Below are 15982 nucleotides of genomic sequence, written 5' to 3' on the forward strand. Positions count from 1 at the left end.
CATTTGTCAGACACTGCCTAGGGCGTGTCCGGCGGATCAGGCCTGGGCCGCGGGGTCTGGCACGCACATCTGCGGCGAGAACGCGCCGCACCCTGAAGCCGGCCTGATCCGCCGGGCACGCCCTAGCGGTTCTCCTCGTTGTCGACGTCTTCGGCGATCGACTTGGAGGAGAGGATGCCGTCCGTGAAGCACAGCCGGTAGACGGGTGTCGCGTCGTACCGGGCGACACGGAAGTACTCGCAGTCGTCGGCCCCGGCAGGTTCGGGGCCGACGCCGTCCGGTGCGCCGTCCAGGGAGTGGCGCGGCAGGCGGGTCATGACGTCGGTACGGGTGTCGCCGACGCGGATGCGGTCGTAGTCGTCCCGGTCCAGGACCGCGCGGGACTGGCTGTAGAGGGCGAAGAGGCCCATCAGTATCCCGAGGGCGACGACGGCTGCCAGCGGTGCCAGGATCGCGTGCATCAGACCGCGCCGTACACGCTGCCTGGCCCGGTCCAACTCACGGGCGGAGGTGGGAGCTTCGGGCGCGGCCGCAGAGGGCGTCGGGGTGGCGGAAGGGGCCAGCGACAGCCAGGCGGTCACTGCGAAGCCGCCGGCCGGGGTGGGGCCGTGGGCGAGGGAGCCGCCGGCCAGGCGTACGCGCTCGTCGAGGCTCACGAGTCCCGTACCGCTGCCGGGGGCGGGGCACGGGAGCGGGCCGCCGGGGCGGGGAGCGTTGGCGACGGAGACGGTGACGGATGCACCGCCCGTGCGCCCGTCCGCGTTCCTGCCGCATGCGTTGTCCGGGTCCCGTTCCCGTGCGCCGTCCGGGTCACGGTCCCGCGCGTTGTCCGGGTTCCTGTACGGGTCCCGACAGCGTGCGTTGTCCGCGGTCCTGTGCGCGTTGCTGTCGCCGTTGCTGTCCGGGGCCCCGTCCCCTCCGCTCTCCGCGTCCCCGTCCCGACCGCTGTCGCCGCCCTCGCCACCGTCCCGCGTCAGCCGCACCGTGACATGCGCGCCCGGTGCGTGCTTCGCCGCGTTGGTCAGGGCCTCCTGGACGACGCGATGCACCGCCCGGTCGGTCATCGGGGGGAGGACCGCAGGCCCCTCGTCGGTGAAGTCCACCGCCATCCCCGAGTCCCGCGCCCGCTCCACCACCGCCCCCACCGACTCGCCCGTCGGCGCGGTCGGTGCCGCCTCGCCGTCCGCCCGCAGTACGCCGATGATGTCCCGCAGCCGGGCCGTCGCCGACGCCGTGGCCTCGCGCAGCTCACCGGCCGCCGCCTGCTCCCGTTCGCCGAGCGCCGGGGCGACCTCCAGGGCGGCCGCCCGTACCGCGATCAGCGCCAGATCGTGGCCCAGCGAGTCGTGCATGTCACCGGCGATACGGGACCGTTCGCGCAGCCGCTCCCGGTCGGCGACCGCGCGCTGCTCGCGCTCCATACGGTCGGCGAGCTGCCAGCCCGCACTGACCAACTCCGCGTACTGGCGGACGTACCGGCCGAAAAGGTAGGGCACGACGGCGGCGAAGAGCAGTGTGACGACAAGCGTGAACCACTCCCAGAGAGTGCCGCCGACAGCGAGTACGAGCGCCAGACCGGCCGTCGCGATGGCGGCGAAGGTGAGGAGGGCGGGCCGGGCGAGTGCCGTGCGACGGCCGCTCAGATAGCCGAAAACGACCAGCGCGAGGAGATGGCCCGCGGTGAACAGCTCCACATTCAGGGCCAGGCTGAACGCCGCCGCGATACCGAGCGAGATCAGCGGACGGTCGCGGCAGAGCAGCACGGCCACCCCGAGCGCGACCACGCCCGCGCCGACCATGGGCCAGGAGCCGCCGTCGGTGTCGTGCGACATCATCAGCCCCGGCAGGCACAGCGCCACCCAGAGCACCAGGTCGACGAGGTGGTCCCGGCTGCTCCGCCGCCGCAAGAATGGCCCGCCGCGCACCCCTGGCCCTCCTAGCCCTTTTCGCCGACGCCGGCCACGAGCCCCGCTTCGTACGCCAGAATCGCCAGCTGCACGCGGTTCTTGAGCCCGAGGCGTCCGAGGACCGCGCTGACGTGTGCCTTGACGGTGCCCTCGACGACGTACAACTTCGCCGCGATCTCCGCGTTGGAGAGCCCGCCGCCGACCAGCGCTACGACCTCCCGCTCCCGCACCGTCAGCGGTTCCAGCTGCTCCTTCGCCCCGGCGGCCCGCGTGAGCCGCCCGGCGCCGAGGTGCGCGATGACGCGCTGCGCGACCTCGGGGGAGAGGAAGGCAGCGCCCCCCGCGACGGCCTGGACGCCCGCGATCAGCTCGCGCGGATCGCCGGTCTTGAGCAGGAAGCCGGCGGCGCCGGAGCCGAGCGCCCGCGCGATGTACTCGTCCTCGGCGAAGGTGGTGAGCATGACGACGGCGGTCTCTGGCGCCGTGCGCCGCAGCTCCTCGGCGGCCCGCAGACCGTCCAGCCGGGGCATCCGGATGTCGAGCAGCGCGACGTCCGGCCGGTGCTTGAGGGCGAGCTCGACCGCCTCGCGCCCGTCGTCCGCCTCGGCGACGACCTCGATGCCGGGGTCGGTGCTGAGGATGGCTCGTACGCCTGCGCGGAGCATCGCTTCGTCGTCTGCCAGCAGCACCTTGATCATGCGGTCACGATACGTCGAACGGCCCGGGGGGAACGGAAGTTCCCCCCGGGCCGTCGGCTCAACTACGCGTCGTGCTCAGTGCTTTACGGGAAGGTGAGCTTGAAGCTGTTGATGTAGCCGGTGTCCTGCGCGGCCACGTCCTGGACCTTGAGCTTCCAGACGCCGTTCGCGGTCTCGGAGGACGCGTTGACGGTGTACGTCTCGACGACGTTGTCCGCCGAGTCGGACCCGCTGGAGTTCTTCAGCCGGTAGGCAGTGCCGTCCGGGGCGATCAGGTCGATCACCAGGTCACCGCGCCACGTGTGGACGATGTCCACGGAGGCCTTCAGAGTGCTGGGCGCAGCGCCCGTCTTGGTGGAGGTGACCGAAGAGGTGACCGCGGCGCCGTTGTCCGGAATGGCGACGTCCGTGGTGTTCTCGAACGACGTGCCGGTCTCGCCGCCGGGACGCGTCCCGACGTTGATGCCGGCCCAGGCGTTGGCGACGGCCTTGTACTCGGCGCTGCTGGTGCCGTACAGCTCACCGGCGACCGCGAGCGTGCCGGTGCGGGCACCCGCGTAGTTGGTCGTCGAGTTGAACTTGGTGGTGAGCGCCTTGAACCAGATCTGCGCGGCCTTCTCGCGGCCGATGCCGGTCACCGGCAGGCCGTCCGAGGTCGGGGAGTCGTAGTTGACGCCGTTGATGGTCTTGGCGCCGCTGCCCTCGGAGAGCATGTAGAACCAGTGGTTCGCCGGGCCCGAGGAGTAGTGGACGTCGATGTTGCCGATGCCGGAGTACCACGCGTCCTTGGACGAGCCGTCCTTGCTCGGCTTGTCCATGTAGCGCAGCGGCGTGCCGTTGCCCCGGATGTCGATCTTCTCGCCGACCAGGTAGTCGCCGACGTCCTTGGGGTTGTTGGCGTTGAACTCGACCGCGGCGGCGAAGATGTCGGACGTCGCCTCGTTGAGGCCGCCGGACTCGCCGCTGTAGATCAGGCCCGCGGTGTTGGAGGTGACGCCGTGCGTCATCTCGTGCGCGGCGACGTCGATCGACGTGAGCGGCTTGGTGTTGTTCGCACCGTCGCCGTACGTCATGCAGAAGCAGGAGTCCGACCAGAAGGCGTTGACGTACGCATTGCCGTAGTGGACCCGGGAGTACGCGCCGACACCGTCACCGCGGATACCGCTGCGGCCGTGCACGTTCTTGTAGTAGTCCCAGGTCAGGCCCGCTCCGTAGGCGGCGTCCGCGCCCGCGGTCTCGGCGTTCTGCGGAGTGCCGTCGCCCCAGATGTCGTCCGGTCCCTGGAAGAGGGTGCCGGTGCCGGAGGTGCCGCGGTTGAGGTTGTACGTCTTGTGGTTGCCGCGCCCGGTGTCGGTCAGGGTGTACGAGGGCGAGGTGCCCAGCGTCACCTGGCCGCTGTACTGGGTGTTGCCGGTGCCCGTCTCGATGGCCTCGCGCTCGAAGAGCTTCTTGCCGGTGGTGGCGTCGGTGACGACGTGCAGCTCGCTCGGCGTGCCGTCGTGCTGGATCCCGCCGACCACGGTCTCGTACGCGAGCGTGGGCTTGCCCTGCGCCAGCCAGATGACCTTGCGGGGCGCGCGCTCCGCCTCGGTCTTCTTCGAACCCTCGGCCCTCGCGGCGCCGAGTGCCTGCTTCTCGGCGGTGGCGGGGGCGACGTCGGCGCTCGTGTCGACGTTTTTGAGCTGCGCCTTGGAGGCCTTGATGACGTTCTCGGTCTTGCCGGCCTTCGTCTCGGCGACGATCAGGTCGCCGCCGAGGACGGGGAGTCCGTCGTAAGTGCGCTCGTACCGCGTGTGGGTGGTTCCGTCGCGGTCCTGGACGACGTCGCGGACCCGGAGCTTCTCCTTGGCACCCAGACCGAGCTCCTTGGCGGTGGCCGCCTTGGTCGCGTTGGCCTCGCGTATGAGCTCGGCGCGCTGGGCGGGGGAGAGCTTGGCGGGCAGAGCGCCCGGGTTGGGCTTCGTGGCGTTCGAGGACTTGGCCTTGGGCGAAACGGTCCAGGGATCGTCGGCCGATGCTGTGCCGGCCTGTACGCCGACGGTGAGAAGTGCTGCGGCGGTGAGCAGCGCGCCTGTCGCGGTGGCACGACGTCTGGGCGTGGATCTCACGCGAACTCCTTCTGCGAGGGGGGTGGCGGGCAGCTGGGTATGCCGCCCGGGCAGAGCCGGCGGAGCAAGGTGGAGCGCGGAACGGGGGAAGAGTCCCAGGAGTTACGGGGTCCTGTCAGGAGCGCGTCAACAAGTTGGCCAGAAATCGTCCGTTGCCCGAACGGTCATGTTCGTTGAGCGGACGGTCGCTTGCGTGCCTCGCGCTGTTCTCCCCCGGGCGGGGGAGACGGATCCCACCGGCGGGGGACGCTGACGGCAGGGGCGGCATCCAGACTTGAATTCCGGCTGGGGGGAGGGGAATTCGGGTGGAGCGAGAGCATGTGGCGCCAGGTGGGCGAGGTGAACCAGGTGAACGAGGTGAACTGGGGCAGCCGTCGCGGGATCGGTGGGAGCGGGTCGGCCGGGTGGCGGCGTACGGGGCGGCGCTGGCACTGACGCCGTATCTGCTGATCAAAGTGTCGTGGGTGATCGGGGCGCTGCTCGGGCTGGTGCCGCTGAGCTCCGAGTTCGACATGGCGGGGTGGGTGGTGCTCAACGTCGCGACGATCGGGATGGCGGCGACCGGGATCGTGACGGCGCTCGCGCTGGTGCGGCCGTGGGGGATGCGGACACCGGGCGCGGCGGTGGCGTTCTGCACGTGGGTGGGGACGGGGTTCCTCGTACCGCTGCTGCCGTTCATGATCCTCGGTTCTCTGCTGGGTCCGGAAGGTGGGGGTGAGGCCGGTGGCGGCGAGGAGCAGAGCGGCGGCGGGGGTGACGACGGGGCGGCGATGCCGGTCTGGGAGGGGTGGCTGATCGAGTTCGGCTTCGTGGGGATGGGGCTCTGCCTGGCCCTCGCGCTGCCCGTCTACCTGCGGCGGCGGTGGCCGGATGCGTTCGCCGGGCGCGTCGGGGAACGGGAGGGCGGCACGCCGTCGGGGCCGCCGTGGGTCGTCTTCGTCGGCGCCGCGCTCGGTGCGGTCTGGCTGTACTGGGCGGTGGGCGGCACGGCGGGCGTGGCGCAGCCGGCGGCACGGTACACCAACTGGCACCTGCTCACCGGCACCGCAGGGGTCTGTGCGCTCGCGTCGGCCGCCGCCGTCTGGGCCCTCACCCGCGCACGGCCGGCCGGGCTGCCCCGCTGGATCCCCATGGCGCTCGGCTGGCTCGGATCGGGCTCGCTCTTCGCGTGGAGTGGCTGGAAACTGCCGTACACGCTCGTCCTGGCGGCGGTGCGCCCGGACGACGTCACCCTGCCGGAGAACCTCGGCGTCGCGGCGGCCTTGCACATCGCCGCGGTGGTGGCGGGCGCGGCGATGCTGCGGGCACTTGTCCGCCCTTTGCGGCAAGGGGCGCTCGCCGTGCCGTGAGCGCCGGAGCGAGGCGCACGCGCCGCCAGCGAGTACGACGCGCGCCAAGGCCAGTGGCTGCGCCTGCAAACCGTCGATGCGGTGTCCGCCCGTACGAGCTCGGCGTCCAGCCCGCCCGGCAGTTCGTCGACCCGGTCGGTGCCTACGGCGGCAACACCCACCAGCAAGGGCAGTTACGCAAGGCTGTCCCGCCACGCCCGGTGCAGGTCGGCGAAATGGCCTGCTCCGCCGATCAGTTCGGCAGGGGTGCCGTCCTCGACGATGCGGCCGTGTTCCATGACCAGTACCCGGTCGGCGATCTCCACCGTCGACAGCCGGTGGGCAATCACTACGGCGGTACGGCCGCGCAGCACCGTACGCATCGCGCGCTGCACCGCCTGTTCGCCCGGAATGTCCAGGGACGACGTCGCCTCGTCCAGGATCAGCACCGCCGGGTCGGCGAGCAGCGCGCGGGCGAACGCCACCAACTGGCGCTGCCCCGCCGAGATCCGTCCGCCCCGCTTTCGTACGTCCGTGTCGTAGCCGTCCGGCAGAGAGGTGATGAATTCGTGCGCGCCGATCGCCTTCGCAGCCCGCTCGATGTCCTCGCGGGTGGCGTCCGGGCGGCCGATGGCAATGTTCTCGGCGACCGTGCCGGAGAACAGGAATGCCTCCTGGGTCACCATCACCACCCCGCGCCGCAGTTCGGGAATGGCGAGATCTCGCAGGTCCGTGCCGTCGAGCAGCACCCGGCCCTCCGTCGGGTCGTAGAAGCGAGCCAGCAGCTTGGCGAGCGTGGACTTGCCCGCGCCCGTCGAGCCGACGACGGCGACCGTCTGCCCGGCCGGGAGGGTCAGGCCGAAGCGCGGCAGGACCTCGCCGCCGGTGCGGTAGCCGAAGCTGACGCCGTCGAAGACGACCTCGCGGCCGGGGTGACCGCTGTCGTGGGCGGGCAGCCGGCGCGGCTCCGCGGGCTCGGGGACGGTCGGCGCCTGCGCGAGCAGGCCCGCGATCTTCTCCAGTGAAGCGGCCGCCGACTGGTACGAGTTGAGGAACATCCCGAGCCGGTCGATCGGGTCGTACAGCCGCCGCAGATAGAGCACGGAAGCCGCCAGCACACCGAGCGCGAGGCTGCCGTCGGCGACCTGATAGGCGCCCCACAGCACGATTCCGGCGACAGCGGTGTTGGCGACCAGCCGTGAGCCGACGACGTACCGGGCCATCTCCAGCAGGCCGTCGCCGTTCGTCCGCTCGTGCCGGTGGTTGAGCGCGCGGAACTCCGCGTCGTTCGTCCCCTCGCGCCGGAATGCCCGCACCGGGCGGATGCCGTTCATCGTCTCCGCGAACTTCACGATGACGGCGGCGATCGCCGTGGACCGCTTGCTGAAGACGACGGCGACACGGGTCCGGTAGCGGCGGATGAGCAGATACAGCGGCGCGAAGGACAGCACCGCGAGCCCTCCGAGGCCCACATCGAGATACAGCAGCAGGGCGCAGATGTAGACGGACGACAGGATGACGCCGATCAGCTCGTGCAGGCCGTCGCTGAGCAGCTCCCGCAGCGACGCCACATCGGTCGTCGATCGCGAGATCAGCCGGCCTGACGTGTACCGCTCGTGGAAGTCGACGCTCAGCGCCTGCGCATGGCGGAAGATCCTGCCGCGCAGATCGAGGAGTACGTCCTGATTGACGCGGGCGGACACGCGGATGAAGGCGTACTGGAGGAGACCGGCGCCCAGCGAGCACGCCAGATAGCCGGCCGCGACAATGATCAGCGGCCCCATGTCGTCCTGCCGCAGCGCCGGTACGCCGCGGTCGATGGCGTACGCGACGAGCAGCGGGCCCGCCTGCACCGCGGCCTGCTGGAGCAGCAGGATCAGCGTGGCGAACGCGACCCTGCCCCGGCGCGGCCCCAGCAGCGAACGCAGCAGCGCACCGGTCGCGCCTTTGGGCGCGGGCAGCGCATCGCGGTCGAAGGGATCACCGCCGGGCGCCTCTCCCGCTTCCGGTTCGGCGTCGTCGGCCACCCGCCCGTCCACGGTCGTGGTCATGCGTCATCCCCCTCACTGGTGGCCCCGGACATCAGCCAGGCGTACTCGTCGCTGCTGCGCAGCAGTTCCTGGTGGGTGCCGACGGCGGTGATCCGGCCGCCGGAGAGCAGCGCGACCCGGTCGGCGAGCATCACGGTGGACGGCCGGTGTGCGACGACGAGCGCGGTCGTGTCCTCCAGTACGCGCCGCAGCGCCGCCTCCACCAGCGCCTCCGTATGCACGTCGAGCGCCGAGAGCGGATCGTCGAGCACCAGGAACCGAGGTCTGCCCACCACGGCTCTGGCCAGCGCGAGCCGCTGCCGCTGCCCGCCGGACAGGCTCAGCCCCTGCTCGCCCACCTGGGTGTCGCTGCCCTCGGGCAGTTCGTTCACGAATCGGGCCTGCGCGGTGTCGAGGGCACGCCGCAGGTCCGCCTCGTCCGCAACGCTGCCGGCGCCCATCAGTACGTTCTCCCCGACGCTTGCCGAAAAGAGCGTGGGCTCCTCGAAGGCGACGGACACCAACTCCCGCAGCCGCTCCCGGGGCATGGCGGTGATGTCCTGGCCGTCGAGCGTGATGCGCCCGGCGCTCACTTCGTGCAGTCGTGGTACGAGCGCGGTGAGCGTCGTCTTGCCGCTGCCGGTGGCGCCGACGAGGGCCAGGGTCTCGCCGGGCCGAATGTGCAGGTCGATGGACGCGAGCACGGGCCGAGTCCCGTCGGCGGCATCGGGATACCGGAACTCGACCCCGTCGAACACGATGCCGCCGGCACGAAGCCCTCCTCGCCCGGCGTCCCCAGGGTCTTTCCCGGGCGGCCGGTCCATCGCCTCACCCACCCCGGAGCCGCCCGCACCGCCAACCCCAGTCGCCCCGTCCGCCTCCTCCTGCGCGTCCATCACCTCGAAGTACCGCTCCGTCGCCGTCGCCGCGTCCTGGCTGATCGCCAGCAGGAAGCCGATCGAGTCCACCGGCCAGCGCAGCGCCAGCGCCGTCGACAGGAACGCCACCAGCGTGCCTGCCGACAGGGCGCCGTCCGCAACCTGGACCGTGCCGAGAACCAGCGCCGCGCCGATGGCCAGTTCCGGGAGGGTCGTGATCAGGCCCCAAATGCCCGCCAGCAGCCTTGCCTTGACCAGCTCCGTGCCGCGAAGTTTCAGCGAGAGCTCGCGGAAGGCGAGGGCCTGGCTGCGGTGCCGGCCGAAGCCCTTGATGATGCGGATGCCGAGCACGCTCTCCTCGACCACGGTCGTCAGATCGCCGACCTGGTCCTGGGAACGCCGCGTCACCAGCGCGTACTTCGACTCGAAGACCGAGCACAGCACCACCAGCGGAATCACGGGCCCGAGCAGCACCAGTCCCAGCGCCCACTGCTGCTGAATCAAAATCACGAAGCCCACCAGGATCGTGACCCCGTTGACCAGCAGGAACGTCAGCGGAAACGCCAGGAACATCCGCAGCAGCATCAGATCCGTGGTCCCGCGTGACAGCAACTGGCCGGACGGCCACCGGTCATGGAAGGCGATCGGTAGCCGCTGCAGATGCCGGTACAGATCGGCCCGCATCGCCGCCTCCACCCCCGCCAGCGGCCGCGCCACCAGCCACCGCCGCAAGCCGAAGAGCGCCGCCTCGACGAGCCCGAGCAGCAGCAGGTACAGCGCGCCCAGCCAGACCCCGCCCGGGTCGCCGTCCGCGACCGGACCGTCGACGATCCACTTCAGGACGAGCGGGATGACGAGGCTGAGGCAGGAGGCCAGCACCGCGACAAATGCGGCGCTGACCAGGCGTATTCGTACCGGCCGTACGTACGGCCACAGACGCAGCAGCGAACGTACGGCCGATCGGTCCTTGGTGAGTGCAGGGGATCCGGTCATCAGGATCGAGCGTACGGTTCACCACTGACAGCGCTACCGGTTAAAAGTCGCCGCCTTCACGTCACGTCCCGACCTTCAGCAGCAGCACCGACCTCGCCGGGACCGTGATCACCTCACCCCCCGGATGCACCCTGCCCGGAGCGGCGTCCTGTCCCTCCTCCGACGTGTCGACGACCACCTCGTACGCCTCCGCCCACGGCGGCCCCGGCAGCACGAAGCTCGAAGGTTGGTCCCCCGCGTGCAGGATGGCCAGGAAGCTGTCGTCCGTCACCTTCGCTCCACGCGCGTCGCGTCCCGGGATGTCGCGCCCCGACAGATACATGCCCAGCGTCGCCGTCGGCGCGTACCAGTCCTGCTCCGTCATCTCCTCGCCGCGCGCCGTGAACCAGGCCAGGTCCCGCAGCCCGTCCGCCGCCTGCGCCCGGCCCGAGAAAAAGGCGCGGCGCCGCAGCACCGGGTGCTCGTGGCGCAGGGCCAGCAGCCGGGACGTCAGCTCGAACAGACTCATCCGGCCCGGATCGTCGAGCAGCGACCAGTCGATCCAGCTGATCTCGTTGTCCTGGCAGTACGCGTTGTTGTTGCCGCCCTGCGTACGCCCCATCTCGTCGCCCGCCACCAGCATCGGCACGCCCGTCGACAACAGCAGCGTCGTCAGCAAGTTGCGCAGCTGCTGCCGGCGCAGTGTGTTCACCCGGTCGTCGTCGGTCTTACCCTCCGCACCGCAGTTCCACGACCGGTTGTCGTTCGTCCCGTCCCGGTTGGCCTCCCCGTTCGCCTCGTTGTGCTTGTGCTCGTACGACACGAGGTCGCGCAGTGTGAAGCCGTCGTGCGCGGTGACGAAGTTGACGGAGGCGTACGGCCGCCGCCCGCCCCATGCGTACAGATCGCTCGAACCGGACAGGCGGTACCCCAGGTCCCGTACGTCCGGCAGAGCACCCCGCCAGAAGTCCCGTACAGCGTCCCGGTAGCGGTCGTTCCACTCCGTCCAGAGGGGTGGAAACGCGCCCACCTGATAGCCGCCGTTTCCCACGTCCCACGGCTCGGCGATCAGCTTCACGCGCCGCAGCACAGGGTCCTGTGCGATCACCGCCAGGAACGGTGACAGCATGTCGACGTCGTGCATGGAACGGGCCAGGGCCGCCGCCAGGTCGAAGCGGAAGCCGTCCACGCCCATCTCGGTCACCCAGTACCTGAGCGAGTCCGTGATCAGCCGCAGGACGTTCGGCTGTACGACGTGCAGAGTGTTGCCGCAGCCCGTGTAGTCGGCGTACCGGCGGGCGTCCGCCTGGAGGCGGTAGTAGCCGCGATTGTCGATGCCGCGCAGCGACAGCATGGGCCCCAGCTCGCCCGCCTCCGCCGTGTGGTTGTAGACGACGTCGAGGATGACCTCGATGCCGGCCGAGTGCAGGGCCCGCACCATCCGCTTGAACTCCCCGACCTGCTCGCCGCGCGTGCCGCCGGAGGAGTAGCCGGCGTGCGGCGCGAAGTAGCCGATGGAGTTGTAGCCCCAGTAGTTGCGCAGGTCGCGGCGCAGGAGATGGTCCTCGTGGGCAAACTGGTGCACCGGCAGCAGCTCGACAGCCGTCACCCCCAGCCGTACGAGATGCTCGATCGCCGCCGGATGCGCGAGCCCCGCATACGTACCGCGCAACGGCTCCGGGATCTCCGGGTGCAGCTTCGTGAAGCCGCGCACATGCAGCTCGTAGATGACCGAATCCGCCCACGGCGTCTTGGGCCGCCGGTCGTCCACCCAGTCGTCGTCCGGCGCGTCGTCGTGGACCACGACCCCCTTGGGGACGTACGGCGCGGAGTCACGGTCGTCGCGCACCGTGTCGGCGACATGCTGCTGCGGCCAGTCCCTGACGTGCCCGTACACCTCGGCGGGCAGTGTGAAGTCGCCGTCCACTGCCCGTGCGTACGGATCGAGGAGCAGCTTCGCGTGGTTCCAGCGGGCCCCGGTCCAGGGGTCCCAGCGGCCGTGCACGCGGTAGCCGTATCGCTGTCCCGCGCGGACGCCCGGCACGAAGCCGTGCCAGATCTCGTGCGTCAGTTCGGTCAGCGGGCAGCGCGTCTCCGCGCCGTTGTCGTCGAAGAGGCACAGCTCGACCGCCTCCGCCCCGCCCGCCCACAGGGCGAAGTTGGTGCCCGCGACCCCGTCGGGACCGACGCGAAAGCGCGCCCCCAGGGGGGTGGGTGCCCCGGGCCATACGGGCGGCCTGCCCGCGTCGGGCCAGGGGCGGTGCCCGTTGACTCCGGACGCGGCGGGCCGCTTGTCCCGCACGGCCTCCCGCACCGCATCCTGTACTGCCTCCTGCTCGGGTGCGCTGGACACCTGTAAGCCTCCCGCGGCTCGACTGGACCGGCGGATCCTTGAGGCCGTACGGCGTCCCGGCCGCGGTTCCCCTCGCGTGGTCCTTCCCACCTGTTCTGCCCGGAACAGGGGTCGTACTCACGTTTCCCCTGGAGGGGGGCGGTCGTTGGGCCGGTCGTGAGAGACGCAGCGAGACGTGCGAGGGCGGCCCTTGCCGCCGCACTGGTTGGGGCAGGACTGATCGCCGGACTGACCGGCTGCACGGTCGGTGGCAGCGGTGCGGCGTGGTCCGGCGGGAAGCCGCGATCGCCCCGGGAGGCGATCCGGGTGGTCCCCGAGGACGGGGCGAGGGGGGTCAGGGCCGACAGCCGTGTCGAGGTAACGGTGGCGGACGGGCGGCTGGAACGGGTCACGGTGGTACGCGTCGAGGACGCGGAACAGCAGGAGGTCGAGGGCCGGATTTCGGCGGACGGCCGGTCCTGGGAGCCGCAGGGGGGCGGGCCGCTGCAACTGGCCGCCAAATACTCGGTCGACGCGGTGGCCGTGGACGGCCGGGGCCACCGCTCGGCCCGGCACACCTCGTTCACGACGGACGTCCCCCAGCATCGCTTCATCGGCTACTTCAAGCCCGAGAACCGGTCCACCGTCGGCACCGGCATGATCGTCTCGTTCAGCTTCAACCGTGCGGTCGCCGACCGTGCCGCCGTCGAACGCGCCATCAGGGTCAGCTCGGAGCCGCCCGTGGAGGTGGCGGGCCACTGGTTCGGCAACCAGCGCCTCGATTTCCGGCCACGCGAATACTGGACGCCCGGCACCGGCGTCAGCATCGATCTGCGACTGCGCGACGTCGAGGCTGCCCCCGGTGTGTACGGCATCCAGCAGAAGACCGTCGGTTTCACGGTCGGCCGCTCCCAGGTCTCCACGGTGGACGCGGAGGCGCACACCATGGAGGTACGGCGCGACGGCAGGGTACTGGCGAAGGTGCCGGTCAGCGCCGGGGCGCCGAAGACCACGACGTACAACGGAAAGATGGTCGTCACCGAGCTGTACGACGTCACGCGGATGGACGGGAGAACGGTCGGCTTCGGCGGTGAGTACGACATTCCGGATGTGCCGCACGCGATGCGGCTGACGGCGTCCGGGACCTTCCTGCACGGCAACTACTGGGCACCCTCGGACACGTTCGGCACGGTCAACACCAGTCACGGCTGCATCGGCCTGCGCGACGAGAAGGGCGGCAGCCCGGACGCCCCGGCCGGCTGGTTCTTCGACCGCACACTCATCGGCGACGTGGTCGAAGTGGTCAACTCCCATGACCGAAAGGTCGCTCCCGACAACGGCCTCGGCGGCTGGAACATGGACTGGAACCGCTGGAAGGCCGGTTCCGCCCTCTCGTAGCTCTCCCGCTGACCTGCATGGCCCGCACAAGTCCCGGATGGACCGGATGGACCGGATGAACCACTTGGGACCGAACGGTGACATTCATGGGGAGGCCCCGACACGCCCGGTGTGATTATCTATCGCCAGGCGCGCGGTAGCTGCGCGTGGGGGTGCGGGCCATGGCCAGGGCCAGGCCGTGCGAGGGGAGCAACACATTGAACAGGCAGCCGATATCGGGGGCATCGGCCAGATCGCGGCAAGGACGTCGGCGAGGGCTTGGGGGCCCCGCGCTTCCGGCTCTGCTGGCCGCGATGATGGTGCTGGCGACGGCCTGCGGCGGAAGCGATGACTCCGGCTCAGGCGACGGCAAGGGCAAGGGCGGCGCCGGGAACGGCGGCGACACCAAGGCATCGCAGGCCGTGGTGACGATCGCACCCAAGGACGACGCGAAGAACGTCGCCACCAGCGGGGCACTGAAGATCACCGCCGACAAGGGCAAGCTGACGTCCGTCACGGTCGAGGACACCAAGGGCAACGACGTCGAGGGCAAGATCACCGACGGCGGCACCGCCTGGAAGCCGTCGCACCACCTCGGCTCTGCGACCAAGTACAAGGTCCACGCGGTCGCGAAGGACTCCGAGGGCCGCGAGTCCGCGAAGGACACCACCTTCACCACACTCGTCCCGCAGAACACGTTCGTCAGTTACTTCACGCCCGAGGACGGTTCGAAGGTCGGCGTCGGAATGCCGGTCTCGCTCCGCTTCAGCCGCGGCATCACCGAGCCCGAGGATGTCGAGAAGGCCGTCAAGGTGACCGCCGAGCCGTCCGTCCCGATCGAGGGCCACTGGTTCGGAAACGACCGCCTCGACTTCCGTCCCGAGAAGTACTGGGCCGCGGGCACCAAGGTGACGCTGAAGCTCAACCTCGACGGCGTCGAGGGCCGCCCCGGGGTGTACGGCAAGCAGACCAAGACCGTGAAGTTCACCGTCGGCCGCAGCCAGGTCAGCGTCGTGGACGCAAGGGCCCACACGATGACCGTCAAGCGCGACGGCAAGGTCCTCAAGACCATCCCGATCACCGCGGGCGCCCCGTCGACCACGACGTACAACGGCCAGATGGTGATCAGCGAGAAGTACAAGGTGACGCGGATGAACGGCGCCACCGTCGGCTTCGGCGGCGAGTACGACATCAAGGACGTACCGCACGCGATGCGCCTGTCGAACTCGGGCACATTCATCCACGGCAACTACTGGGCCGGCGCCGGGACGTTCGGCTCGGCGAATGTCAGCCACGGGTGCGTGGGCCTGCGCGATGTGCGCGGTGCGTACGACAGCAAGGTCCCCGCGGCCTGGTTCTTCGACAACTCGATCCTCGGTGACGTGGTCGTCGTGAAGAACTCCAACGACAAGCAGATCCAGCCGGACAACGGCCTCAACGGCTGGAACATGTCCTGGTCGGAGTGGAAGAAGTAATACCTGCCGTACGTAAACGGGCCCGTGCTGTTGTTCACAGCGGCGGGCCCGTTGTCGTTAGCGCCGGTTAACCTGCTGGGCATGACTGTGAATCTCGAAGTCTCCGAGGGCGTCGGCACCATCCGCCTGGCACGCCCGCCGATGAACGCACTGGACATCGCCACCCAGGACCGGCTGCGCGAGCTCGCCGAGGAGGCGACCCGGCGCGACGACGTACGCGCCGTGGTCATCTACGGCGGCGAGAAGGTGTTCGCGGCGGGCGCGGACATCAAGGAGATGCAGGCGATGGACCACGCGGCGATGGTCGTACGGTCGAAGGCCCTCCAGGATTCCTTCACCGCCGTGGCCCGCATCCCCAAGCCCGTCGTCGCCGCGATCACCGGCTATGCCCTGGGCGGCGGTTGCGAGCTGGCCCTGTGCGCCGACTTCCGTATCGCCGGGGAAAACGCCAAGCTCGGCCAGCCCGAGGTCCTGCTCGGCCTGATCCCGGGCGCGGGCGGCACCCAGCGGCTCTCGCGTCTGGTCGGCCCGTCCAAGGCCAAGGACCTCATCTTCACCGGTCGCCATGTGCGGGCCGACGAGGCCCTGACGATCGGCCTCGTCGACCGGGTCGTACCGGCCGACGAGGTGTACGAGCAGGCGCACGCGTGGGCCGCGAAGCTCGCGCACGGGCCCGCGATGGCGCTGCGTGCGGCCAAGGAGTCCATCGACGCGGGTCTGGAGACCGACGTGGACACCGGGCTCACCATCGAACGCAACTGGTTCGCCGGGCTGTTCGCGACCGAGGACCGGGAGCGCGGCATGCGCAGTTTCGTCGAAGAGGGACCCGGCAAGGCCAAGTTCCTCTGAGCGCGGGTCAGTTGAGGCGCCCGGGCGT

The 15982-nt window shown here is 70.3% G+C and carries 10 protein-coding genes; 4 read left to right on the plus strand and 6 right to left on the minus strand.

Going from position 1 to position 15982, the window contains the following annotated elements; all coding sequences use genetic code 11:
* Window positions 1-122: 122 nt before the first annotated feature.
* The 3 genes from J7I98_RS27105 to J7I98_RS27115 form a co-directional block, all read right to left on the minus strand.
* Window positions 123-1925 (minus strand): histidine kinase, encoded by a 1803-nt coding sequence (locus J7I98_RS27105; RefSeq protein ID WP_308377957.1) that lies wholly within the window; start codon window positions 1923-1925, stop codon window positions 123-125.
* Between the two features lie 11 nt (window positions 1926-1936).
* Window positions 1937-2605, minus strand: a complete 669-nt coding sequence (locus J7I98_RS27110; RefSeq protein WP_214927304.1) for a response regulator transcription factor — start codon at window positions 2603-2605, stop codon at window positions 1937-1939.
* A gap of 83 nt (window positions 2606-2688) precedes the next feature.
* Complete coding sequence (locus J7I98_RS27115) at window positions 2689-4713, minus strand: M4 family metallopeptidase (RefSeq protein WP_214927312.1); 2025 nt, start codon at window positions 4711-4713, stop codon at window positions 2689-2691.
* A gap of 404 nt (window positions 4714-5117) precedes the next feature.
* Here J7I98_RS27115 and J7I98_RS27120 point away from each other — a divergent pair, with 404 nt between their 5' ends.
* Window positions 5118-6062, plus strand: a complete 945-nt coding sequence (locus J7I98_RS27120; RefSeq protein ID WP_308377958.1) for a hypothetical protein — start codon at window positions 5118-5120, stop codon at window positions 6060-6062.
* A gap of 173 nt (window positions 6063-6235) precedes the next feature.
* Here J7I98_RS27120 and J7I98_RS27125 read toward each other — a convergent pair whose 3' ends face one another.
* The 3 genes from J7I98_RS27125 to glgX form a co-directional block, all read right to left on the minus strand.
* Complete coding sequence (locus J7I98_RS27125) at window positions 6236-8092, minus strand: ABC transporter ATP-binding protein (protein WP_214927314.1); 1857 nt, start codon at window positions 8090-8092, stop codon at window positions 6236-6238.
* Window positions 8089-9942, minus strand: a complete 1854-nt coding sequence (locus J7I98_RS27130; RefSeq protein ID WP_214927316.1) for an ABC transporter ATP-binding protein — start codon at window positions 9940-9942, stop codon at window positions 8089-8091. The genes J7I98_RS27125 and J7I98_RS27130 overlap by 4 nt, the downstream gene beginning before the upstream one ends.
* A gap of 61 nt (window positions 9943-10003) precedes the next feature.
* Complete coding sequence (gene glgX, locus J7I98_RS27135; RefSeq protein WP_214927318.1) at window positions 10004-12274, minus strand: glycogen debranching protein GlgX; 2271 nt, start codon at window positions 12272-12274, stop codon at window positions 10004-10006.
* A gap of 156 nt (window positions 12275-12430) precedes the next feature.
* On the opposite strand from glgX, the gene J7I98_RS27140 reads away from it, so the two are divergent.
* From J7I98_RS27140 to J7I98_RS27150, 3 genes are all read left to right on the plus strand, one after another.
* The gene (locus J7I98_RS27140; RefSeq protein ID WP_214927325.1) at window positions 12431-13651 is read left to right on the plus strand and encodes an Ig-like domain-containing protein; all 1221 of its coding nucleotides are present in this window, start codon (window positions 12431-12433) and stop codon (window positions 13649-13651) included.
* A gap of 197 nt (window positions 13652-13848) precedes the next feature.
* Window positions 13849-15105, plus strand: coding sequence for an Ig-like domain-containing protein (locus J7I98_RS27145; protein WP_214927334.1), 1257 nt, complete (start codon window positions 13849-13851; stop codon window positions 15103-15105).
* Window positions 15106-15186: 81 nt separating this feature from the next.
* Window positions 15187-15954, plus strand: coding sequence for an enoyl-CoA hydratase/isomerase family protein (locus J7I98_RS27150; RefSeq protein WP_214927336.1), 768 nt, complete (start codon window positions 15187-15189; stop codon window positions 15952-15954).
* The last annotated feature ends 28 nt before the right edge of the window (window positions 15955-15982 follow it).

Source organism: Streptomyces sp. ISL-98, assembly GCF_018614055.1.
GTDB classification, from domain to species: Bacteria; Actinomycetota; Actinomycetes; order Streptomycetales; family Streptomycetaceae; genus Streptomyces; species Streptomyces spiramyceticus.

Excerpts from the sequence above, each read along its gene's own strand:
- J7I98_RS27110 (WP_214927304.1), bottom strand. The coding sequence starts at position 2,605 with ATGATCAAGGTGCTGCTGGCAGACGACGAAGCGATGCTCCGCGCAGGC.
- J7I98_RS27125 (WP_214927314.1), bottom strand. The coding sequence starts at position 8,092 with ATGACCACGACCGTGGACGGGCGGGTGGCCGACGACGCCGAACCGGAA.
- J7I98_RS27130 (WP_214927316.1), bottom strand. The coding sequence starts at position 9,942 with ATGACCGGATCCCCTGCACTCACCAAGGACCGATCGGCCGTACGTTCG.
- J7I98_RS27150 (WP_214927336.1), top strand. The coding sequence starts at position 15,187 with ATGACTGTGAATCTCGAAGTCTCCGAGGGCGTCGGCACCATCCGCCTG.